Consider the following 6,858-nt stretch of genomic DNA (forward strand, 5'->3'; position numbering starts at 1 on the left):
CCACCCCCACCACGAGCCCCCCGAGCGCCGGCCACCACATCCAATGCACGGGCAGCTTCTCGAACGCATCCTCGATGGCGTACACGGCGCGGGTGGCCAGCGTGGACGCCAGGCCCACCACCGCGCCCAGCACGATGTAGAACGCCAGCGCCGCGCCGCCCGGCAGCGCCAGCTCCGGCATCGCGAAGGCAGGAGCGCTCCCCTCGAAGGCCAGCCGCACACCGGTGGCCGTGGCCGTGGCCAGCGCCACCGGGATGACCGAGCGCGGGCGGTACTCGAACAACAACAACTCCACCGCCAGCAGCACCGCGGAGACAGGCGCGCCAAAGGTCGCCGCCATGCCCGCCGCCGCGCCCGCGGCCAGGAGCGCCTTGCGCTCATCCGCCGTGACGCGCAGCACCTGCCCCAGCAAGGAGCCCAGCGCGCCCCCCGTGGCGATGATGGGTCCCTCCGCACCGAACGGTCCTCCCGTACCGATGGCCACCGCCGCCGACAGCGGCTTGAGGAACGTCATCCGAGGCGGAATCCGGCTCTGGTTGTAGAGCACCTGCTCCATCGCCTCGGGGATGCCGTGGCCCCGGATGGCCCGTGAGCCATAACGCGCCATCACCCCGACGATGAGCGAGCCCACCACCGGCACCACGATGACCCACGCGCCCAGCGAGTGATTCACCGGGGAGACCTCCGCGGTGGAGAACCGGCCGAAGAAGGCGATGTTCGTGAAGAGGTGGATGAGCGCGCCCAGCCCCTGGGCCACCAGTCCCGCCGCCACGGCCAGCACCACCGCGAGGGCGCTGATGAAGACCACCCTCCGGTCCACCACGTCCACCGTCGCGGGCGCGCGCATGCCCGCGAGCGTGGGGCCCATGGACGGCGCCACCGGCAGCCTCGCGCGAGCCTCCTCGCCCTGCCCCGCCTCCACTCGACTCGCTTCAGGCCGCTCCATGAGACTTCTCCTTCTTGTTCTTGCGGGGCGTCGTCTTCCTCGTCGCGCGGGCCCGGCCAGGCGCGGGCTCGTCCTCGAAGAAGAGCGGCGCCTCGTTTCCCTCCAGCCCCAGCTCTCTCACCAGGGCGGACAACCCCTGGGCCAGCCCTTCGCGCGCGCCAGGCTCCAGCCGTCGAAGCCCGGTGATGAGCCGGGCCTGCGCCATCGCGGGTGTCTCGCGCAGCAAGGCGCGCCCCGCGGGTGAGAGCGCCACCTCCACCCGGCGACCGTCTTCCGCCGAGGGGCGCCGCGTGGCCAGTCCTCGCTCCAGCAGCCGCGCCACCACCACCGACACGCTGCTCTGGTGCGTGAGCGTCCGCTCGGCCAGGGCGTTGATGGAGCAGGGTCCCGCCTCCGCGAGCTGCTGGAGCACGAACAGCTGCGCTCCGCTGATGCCCACCAGTCGCTCTGAGGCCCTCGCGGAGACCCTCAGCAGCCGCACGATTCGGCGGATGCCGTCCATCACCTCGCGCACGTCTTCGCCGCTGGTCCGATTTATATGGGAGCCCATTGAATTGAGCGGAACGTACGGTCCACGGCTCGCGTCCGCAATGAGAAAGGCGGGTGGACGCGCACCGGCCGACCTGGCTGCCGGAGGGTCGCCTCCTCCCGGACGAGACGAAGCTCCGGGCAGGTCGCGAATGACCGCGTGAAACATCTGTCGACAGTTCACCAACCTGGGCGACGCACGAGTCGACGCGGTGAAGCGACACGCTAGACACGGGGCCCCTTTCACAGGAGCTCCCGGCTTGAGTCCTTCCAGACGTCCCGGCGCACCAGGTGGCGCCGGGTACATCCCGCCCTGCATCCTCGCCGTCCTGCTGCTCTCCACGCCGTCCTCCGCCGAGCCGTCCCCAGGCGTGCGCACCAACACCGCGCGACTGATGGGAACGGACGCGGCCGAGGTCATCGACGCGCCGGTGCTGGGACTCCAGCGCGGCGCGCTGCCGCTCTTCGCGGGGCTGGTGGTGGACACCTCCGTCTTCGCGGACGTGATGCTCGCGCCCAACGTGGGGTTGCGCTGGGCGGTGGCGGCGGGCCCGCACCGCGTGGTGCTGGGCGCGCGCTACACGCACTTCATCGGCGGCTCCGTCTACTCGGACATCGTCGAGTCGGAGACGCCCTCCCTCCAGCGCTTCGAGCCGGAGTTGAGCGGCCCCTCCGTCTACGGCGTCTATGGCCTGGTGCTCGGTCCGCTGCTCGTGCAGGGCGAGGCCCGCTACGCGCGCTACACCTCCGACTATCTCTCCTTCACGGGCGGGGCCGCCCTCAACTTCGCGGGCCCCTGGTCCGTGGTGGGCGAGGCCGGCGTGCGCGTGAAGGGCGGCGCGACCTTCCGTGCCGCCGCGGGCATCCGCTACGGCGGAGAGAATCTCGGCTTCGGGCTCGGCGCCACCTATGTGGACCTGAGCGACCCGGCCGTTCCGGGCGAGGAGCTGCCCGTCCTTCCCGTCCTCGACCTCTCCTGGACCTTCCGATGATGACCCGCGCCCTGCTGGCTTCGTGCTTCCTGTTCCTGTCCGGCTGCTCGGCGGAAATCGCCATCGCGACAGAGCCCTTCGACGTGAGGGTGCCCGTCACCTCCGTCCTCCAACCCGTCTACGCGGAGGTGGCGTTGGACCTGCCCGAGGAGTCGGTGAACACCGAGGACCTGGACCTCGTGGTGGAGCAGGTCGCCGCCACGCTCGAGGTCGTCAATCCGTCCTCGTCGCTGACGCTGCGCACGGCCATGCGCCTGTCCTTCACCGGGCAGGCCACGCCGGAGGACCCGGTCTTCTACACGGACCTGAACCGACCGGCGTACTACGCGCAGGCGGCGGAGGTCCTCCCCTCGCGCAACTTCGCCCCCACCACCCGCACGGCGGTGCGCATCGACAGTCCCGCGCTGAAGGACGCCGTGGGACGCAGGCGCGTCTGGTTCATCGTCAGCAACACCGTGGTGCGCGGGGACCTCGGCACGCCGCAGCTCCCGGTGGAAATCCTCCTCGAGGACATCGTCTTCCAGGCCGTGCTCACCAAGCCCTTCCCGGGACTGGGCGGCGCGCTGGAGGTCGGAGGACTCTAGGAAGAACCCCGAACCACCCCGCGTGGACGTCGACACTTCCCTGAGATGGAAGCGCCCTGCCCTCGCCTCATCCCCTGGGACGAGGCGGGCGTCGTGCCGCGCACCTCGCTCGCCCGGTGAGCGCGGCACCCACGATGCACAGCGAGCCCCCCACGAGCGTTTGGCATGGGGGGATGGATGCACGGAACAAGCTGGAAGCGAGGGTGGCGGGAAGCAGGCGCATTGGCGGTCCTGGCCCTGCTCCCCCACTGCGGAGGCAACACCTCGTCCCTGGACAGGGAGCCGCTGGAGCAACACGGCGACCCCGCCGCGGGAGCAAACACCTTCATCGCCATCGCGGACGCGCAGGTCGACTCCTCGCGGCCGTCGACGAACCTGGGCGCGGAGGAGCAGCTCTGCGTGGACCGGACGCCCATCGAGTACCGGACCTTCCTCCGCTTCCAGGTGAAGGGCCTGCAAGGACGGGTGAAGCGCGCCACCCTGCGCCTGTTCGTCACGAATGGTTCGACGGACGGCCCTGTCGTCCATCGCGTCGACCCTCAATGGAAGGAGGACGTCGTCACCTTCGACCAGCAGCCTTCGCTTTTCGGCCCGGCCCTGTTCACCGCGGGGGCGCTGCGCTCCGGAAGCTGGGCGGAGCTGGACGTGACACGCGCGGTGACGGGCAACGGCGTCGTGAACCTCGGGCTCTACTCGTCGGGTGCCGACGGCGCGGACTTCAGCTCGCGCGAGGACCGCGACCCGGCCCTGCATCCACGCATCGTGGTGGAGATGGAGCCTGTCCCTCCGACGAATCCAGTCCCCGCGCCCGACTGGGTGCTTCAGCGGGGCGGCCCGGGAGACGAGCACGTCCAGGTGATGGCGACCGCGGAGAACGGCCTCGACTTCCTCGTGGCGGGCTCCTTCACCGGCAGCGGTGACTTCGGCGGCGACGTCTTCCAGGGAGAGCGCGGCCTCGTCGTGGCGCGCTATGGCGCGGATGGCGCGCATCGCTGGTCCCACGCCTATGCGGTGGGCGCGAAGGTGGAAGCGACGGGGCTCGCCGTCTCGGCCTCGGGTGAGGCGTGGCTGGTGGGTGCCTATCAAGGCGCTCCAGATTTGGGCACGGGCGCGCTGCCGTTCATCGAGGAATCACCCACGACCTCCGGCTTCTTCCTCCTCAAGCTGTCACCCGAAGGAGAGCCCCTCTGGTCCCGAGGCGTTCGCGCGGAACACCCCGCTCCGTCCTCGGGCCTCACCCGAACAGGGCTGGTTCGCGCGCAGGCGGTGGTCATCGACTCGCAAGGCAGCGTCGTCGTCACCGGCCACTTCCAGGGGGAGATGAGCCTGGGCCGAGGCAGGCTCTATGCGGACCCGGGCAACAGGACCCGAGATGACCACGTGCCCGCGCTCTTCCTCGCGAAGTTCCACGCGGATGGCGCGAACGCCTGGTCCCTCGCGTTTCCTGGTGGCGACTCGGGCACGCGCGCGGAGGCGCTCGCCACGGATGGCGCGGGCTTCATCTACGTGGGCGGCGACACCGACTCGCAGGTGCTGGGGGCCACCGGGGTCCGAACGCCCTTCCTCGGAAAGCTCTCCGCCAACGGCACGCCCCAGTGGTTCCGCGCGCTCAATGGCGCACGGGGCAGCATCCGCGCGCTCGCGCCATTCGCCCAGGGAGACGTGGCCTTCGTCGGCGACATCAACGGCAGGTTCTCCTTCGGCGGGAAGGACATCGACGCGAGTGAGGACGTGCTGCTCGGCACCCTGCATGCGACGGCCGCGGACGGCTGGGTTCATGTCCTGGGCGGAAGGAGCGCGGGTCAGGCCCATGCCCTGGGAGTGAGCGCGGAGCGTGAGCTCATCGTCGGAGGCTGGACGGGGGACGGGCGGCTCGACCTGGGAGGCGGTGCGCTCGGGAAGGCGTCCATCCCCCAGGGTGACGTCCTCCACTTCGTGGCGCGCTATGACGCCAGGGGTGCGCACCTCGACTCGCGAGCCCTGGGCATCACGGGCCCGGGCAACGCGGCGCTCCAGGTGACGTCCGGTGGACAGGCGCGGCTCTGCGTCCCGTTCGATGACGCCCTGTCACCCGATGGAGCGACCTACGCATCACGAGGCGCGGGAGACCTGCTGTTCCTTCAGCTCACGCCCGAATGAGCCGAGCACGGCACGGAAGGGACGAGCCTCAGGCGTCATCGTCCGCGCCCTCATCCTCTCCACCACTGTCCGCGGCGGGTGTCCGACCCAGCAACCGGTCGATGTCCGCGCGGGCGGTGGTCGCCTCAGCGCCGCTGATTCGCCCCACGGACGAGAGCTGGTCGACAATCCAGTGAGAGCGCTTCCACAGCGCCCGAGAGCCCGACGACGGCGAGCGCCTGCGGGGCGCTGGCAGCATCGCGGCGAGGATGGCGCCCTGGGCCACGGAGAGCTGCGCGGCGGACACGCCGAAGTGCTCTCGCGCACCGGCTTCGATGCCGTAGACGCCGTTCCCCCACTCCACGACGTTGAGGTACAGCGCGAGGATGCGCTTCTTCGTGAGCGCTTCCTCCAGGCGATGGGCCAGCACCAGCTCCTTCGCCTTGCGGAACAGACTCCGGTCCGTGGACAGCCAGAGGTTCTTCGCCAGTTGCTGGGTGATGGTGGACGCGCCGCGACCAAGCTGACGTTTCGCCCAGGCCTCCTCCAGCGCCTTGCGCACCTCCGTCGTGTCCAGTCCCTCGTGTCCGTAGAAGCCCGCGTCCTCGGACACCAGGACCGCGGCTATCGCGTGCTTCGAGATGGACGTCAGCGACACCCACTGATGGCGGCGGCGGACCTTCTTCCCCGCCTCCCGAGCCTCCTCGGCGCGCCGGTCCATCAGGGCCGTCGACTTCGGGTTCTCCCGCACCAGCGGCTCCGCCTCGGGGAGCGTGACGTACTCGTACACCCCGAAGCCCAGCAACAACACCGTCACCCCGAGCAGGGCCTTGAGCCGCCAGGACTTGCGGCCCGGTGTCGGCGCGGGGCGAGCGACGGTGTGCGCCGGAGGAACGACAGCCACCAGCGATTCAGGCCTGGGGCCTTCCGTCACCGCCTCGGTGTGCTCCGAGGGCCCAGGCCCTTCCGGTCGTCCATCGGTGGTCGACATCAGCGCCGTGCATACCGCCTCCGGCCTCCGACGTCACGCCCCCGACGGAGCCACGAGCGCGCGCGGCCTTCAGCGGCGAGCGCGCGACACGGTGACGGGCTCCACCTTCCAGCGCTCATCGACGGAGGCGAAGCCGGCCACCAGCTCACCGGCCAGGTAGCCTCGGTTGCGCTTGTCGCGGCGGCGGAGCCAGTCATTGAGGACGCGGCCCTTCTCGTCCTTCCTCGCCTCGGGGCGCGCCAGGTTGAAGCGGCTGCGCTTCACCCCGCCGCCCGCGCGGTGGACGAACGTCACGGTGCCGTCGGTGCTCACCCGCTCGACGATGCCGATGTGCGTGAGGCCGTCGTTGAGCCGCCCATCCTTGTTGCGGTCGATGGTCTCCCGGAAGAACACCAGGTCCCCGGCGTTCGGCGCCTCGCGCAGCGCGCCCAGGGTGCCCGCCTTCCGGTAGATGGCTTTCACCCCGTTCTCACCAGGCAGGGTCAGCTCCGGCATCAGGCTGAGTCCGGGCTTGCGGTACGCCAGCTGCGTCAGGCCCGAGCAGTCGTCGTTCACCGCCGTGCTCACCGTCGACAGCGAGCCCAGCCCCACCCACGCCTTCGCGCGCCAGAGGGCCCGGTCGGACAGGGTGACCTTGGCGGCCCGCTTCGGCGGAGTGCGCCTCGCGGCCTCGGCCGTCCCGCCCCACAACACCAACCC

General features: G+C 70.7%; 7 protein-coding genes. 3 read left to right on the forward strand and 4 right to left on the reverse strand.

The annotated features are described in order from the left end of the window. Together FJV41_RS47125 and FJV41_RS47130 are read right to left on the reverse strand one after the other, a co-directional pair. On the reverse strand, positions 1-946 hold a 946-nt coding region (locus FJV41_RS47125; protein ID WP_141649174.1), incomplete at its 3' end, for a chloride channel protein. After that, positions 933-1,496 carry a MarR family winged helix-turn-helix transcriptional regulator gene (locus FJV41_RS47130; RefSeq protein WP_246137866.1) on the reverse strand — a complete coding sequence of 188 codons (564 nt, stop codon included), beginning with the start codon at positions 1,494-1,496 and terminating at the stop codon, positions 933-935. The genes FJV41_RS47130 and FJV41_RS47125, both read right to left, overlap by 14 nt. A gap of 238 nt (positions 1,497-1,734) precedes the next feature. On the opposite strand from FJV41_RS47130, the gene FJV41_RS47135 reads away from it, so the two are divergent. The 3 genes from FJV41_RS47135 to FJV41_RS47145 all read left to right on the forward strand — a co-directional run bounded on the left by FJV41_RS47135 (position 1,735) and on the right by FJV41_RS47145 (position 5,189). After that, the gene (locus tag FJV41_RS47135; RefSeq protein WP_174460803.1) at positions 1,735-2,466 is read left to right on the forward strand and encodes a hypothetical protein; all 732 of its coding nucleotides are present in this window, start codon (positions 1,735-1,737) and stop codon (positions 2,464-2,466) included. Then, complete coding sequence (locus tag FJV41_RS47140; protein ID WP_246137867.1) at positions 2,463-3,050, forward strand: hypothetical protein; 588 nt, start codon at positions 2,463-2,465, stop codon at positions 3,048-3,050. Before FJV41_RS47135 ends, FJV41_RS47140 begins: the two co-directional genes overlap by 4 nt. A 222-nt stretch (positions 3,051-3,272) precedes the next feature. After that, positions 3,273-5,189, forward strand: coding sequence for a CBM96 family carbohydrate-binding protein (locus FJV41_RS47145; RefSeq protein ID WP_181791453.1), 1,917 nt, complete (start codon positions 3,273-3,275; stop codon positions 5,187-5,189). A 28-nt stretch (positions 5,190-5,217) separates the two neighbouring features. Here the strand turns inward: FJV41_RS47145 and mtgA are convergent, their stop codons facing one another. Continuing rightward, positions 5,218-6,159, reverse strand: coding sequence for a monofunctional biosynthetic peptidoglycan transglycosylase (gene mtgA / locus FJV41_RS47150; protein ID WP_174486699.1), 942 nt, complete (start codon positions 6,157-6,159; stop codon positions 5,218-5,220). 69 nt (positions 6,160-6,228) lie between these two features. After that, positions 6,229-6,858: NlpC/P60 family protein (locus FJV41_RS47155; protein ID WP_141649176.1), on the reverse strand; the 630-nt coding region annotated here is incomplete at its 5' end.

Source organism: Myxococcus llanfairpwllgwyngyllgogerychwyrndrobwllllantysiliogogogochensis, assembly GCF_006636215.1.
Classification (GTDB): domain Bacteria; phylum Myxococcota; class Myxococcia; order Myxococcales; family Myxococcaceae; genus Myxococcus; species Myxococcus llanfairpwllgwyngyllgogerychwyrndrobwllllantysiliogogogochensis.

Coding starts and splice junctions, on each gene's coding strand:
- FJV41_RS47140 (WP_246137867.1), top strand. CDS start 2,463: ATGATGACCCGCGCCCTGCTGGCTTCGTGCTTCCTGTTCCTGTCCGGC.
- mtgA (WP_174486699.1), bottom strand. CDS start 6,159: ATGTCGACCACCGATGGACGACCGGAAGGGCCTGGGCCCTCGGAGCAC.
- FJV41_RS47130 (WP_246137866.1), bottom strand. CDS start 1,496: ATGGGCTCCCATATAAATCGGACCAGCGGCGAAGACGTGCGCGAGGTG.